2 protein-coding genes and 3 tRNA genes are annotated in these 1981 nt (G+C 37.4%); 2 read left to right on the plus strand and 3 right to left on the minus strand.

Annotated elements, in window-relative coordinates; all coding sequences use genetic code 11:
• The 3 genes from EGI31_RS14745 to EGI31_RS14755 all read right to left on the minus strand — a co-directional run.
• A partial coding sequence (locus EGI31_RS14745; protein ID WP_255037947.1) for a site-specific integrase occupies positions 1 to 659 on the minus strand: 659 nt, incomplete at its 3' end.
• Between the two features lie 75 nt (positions 660 to 734).
• Positions 735 to 821, minus strand: a tRNA-Leu gene (locus tag EGI31_RS14750).
• A 66-nt stretch (positions 822 to 887) separates the two neighbouring features.
• Positions 888 to 1571, minus strand: coding sequence for an SH3 domain-containing protein (locus EGI31_RS14755; RefSeq protein ID WP_255037948.1), 684 nt, complete (start codon positions 1569 to 1571; stop codon positions 888 to 890).
• A gap of 93 nt (positions 1572 to 1664) precedes the next feature.
• Between EGI31_RS14755 and EGI31_RS14760 the strand changes: the two genes are divergently transcribed.
• Both EGI31_RS14760 and EGI31_RS14765 read left to right on the plus strand, forming a co-directional pair.
• Positions 1665 to 1737, plus strand: a tRNA-Lys gene (locus EGI31_RS14760).
• Between the two features lie 35 nt (positions 1738 to 1772).
• Positions 1773 to 1845, plus strand: a tRNA-Lys gene (locus tag EGI31_RS14765).
• The last annotated feature ends 136 nt before the right edge of the window (positions 1846 to 1981 follow it).

Raw genomic sequence — 1981 nt, forward strand, 5'->3', positions numbered from 1 at the left:
GATTTGTGTTTGGAGGCTTGGACGTCGAGGTTGTCGATGCCTTTGAATGGGTTTTCGTTTATGGTTTTGCGTTTTTGGTAAAAACCAAAGAATGCCGAGTTTGTGGCCTTTAAGTTATTTATGCGAAGGTTTTTGAGTTGTTGATCTATAATGAGGTAGTCGATGTATGCCTGGGCGTGGTTGAATGTGAATGTGCCAAGGGTGAGGTTTGTTTGGTTTGTGGTTGTGAGATAGTCTGTTAGTTTCTGCAGGTCGGATTTATAGGTTTCGTAGGTTCGCGGTTTTTTGGAGCCTTTGATGTATTTCAAAAAGAAGGCGATGGCTTCTAATAGTGGTGTTTCGGGCTGGATTGGTCCTATTTGTTTTTTTTGGACAGGGTTTATGACTGCTCCAGCGATGAGCTGCTGGTTGGTTTGCTTGATGAGTTTGGCCGCTTCTATCTCCCTTGCTTTGGCGGTGTCGTCAGATAGGACGTATCTTTTACGGTGTAGTTTCTGTTTGGTGGCATCCCAAACGTAGAATTCTACATACCATGGTTTTTCCAGAGAGTTGTCCTTGGGTTTTGATAGTCGACAGAGTTTGTAAGGGTAGGTTTCGGACATTGGGATGAGTTTTGATTTGTCCTGGATTAACTGCTGTTGGGCTTGTTTGGCTGTCATTTGTTTGTCATTTTGACAAATCTGACTTCTTGAAAAGCCCATAACGTACTGTATATATGCACGTTATGGGATTTGTGGTGACGAAGAAGAGATTCGAACTCTCACAAGCTTTCGCTCACTACCACCTCAAAGTAGCGTGTCTACCAATTCCACCACCTCGCCATTGCTGCCGCAAAACTATAAAAATCTAGCTAATTAAAAAATGAGAATCTCATATTTTTTACAGCCTTAACTGTTCAAAATCCATGTATCGTTTTTGTGAATATACACTATCTTTCTATTCCACAGTACTTTAAGCCAGATATCCTCTTCGCCAAAAATATTTATTTTATTTCCAGTTTCTATGGTTCCTACAATGGGAGATCCAGATGATGGGTGCTCACGAAAGAAAGATTTCTTGTTGACAATGGCGGATTGATACCTGTTGGGGACATTGATGAAAATCAAAAGAAAAACAATAAACAATCCTACCAGTATCATGTGGCGACGAAGAATTTTTTTGTTGTAGATTTTTTTTCGAAACAGAATAATCAGAATAAAGACTCCAATTAAAATCACCGTGTAGAGAATGTAAATGTAGAATTGTTGATATAACACCAGGATAAAATTAAGATCATTGCGTTCAAAACCTGTGAATTTATTCTCCAAAGCCATTTTATTCATTTTTTCAAACACCTCATCGTCGGGGTTGAGGTTATAATAATTGTTCAAATAGAAGATAGCTTTCGGAAAATCTCCCAAACTTTCGTAAATGTAGGCCAGTTTGAGAGAAATATTTTTCTTATTCACTTGGTCATCTCTAAATATAAGCTCATATATTTTTGCAGATTCTGAATATTCTTTTGCACTAAATAAAGAATCTGCTTTTTTAGCCACATCATTTTGTGCCTTACAATCAGTGTATTGAAACAAAAGCAGGAAAAATAATAGGAATAATTTTAAAAAGAGTTTTGGCATTGTTGGCTTAATTTCATAATTTTGCATCCTCATTTGAGACAAGGTCTTGATTCCGTAGCTCAGCTGGTAGAGCAATACACTTTTAATGTATGGGTCCTGGGTTCGAATCCCAGCGGGATCACTTAAGTTTTCAGAAATATTTTTAGAATCATTTTCGATTCCGTAGCTCAGCTGGTAGAGCAATACACTTTTAATGTATGGGTCCTGGGTTCGAATCCCAGCGGGATCACAAAGCGATGAAAAATTCATCGCTTTTTTTATTTGTCCAAAATCCATTTTCTCGTTCATCAAATCTTCCTTGTTTTTGCAAAGGCAAAATTAATTATTTGATAAATAGAAATGGTTTGAATCGAGAGTTTATTATT

The sequence above is a fragment of the Lacihabitans soyangensis genome (assembly GCF_024343775.1).
GTDB lineage: Bacteria > Bacteroidota > Bacteroidia > Cytophagales > Spirosomataceae > Leadbetterella > Leadbetterella soyangensis.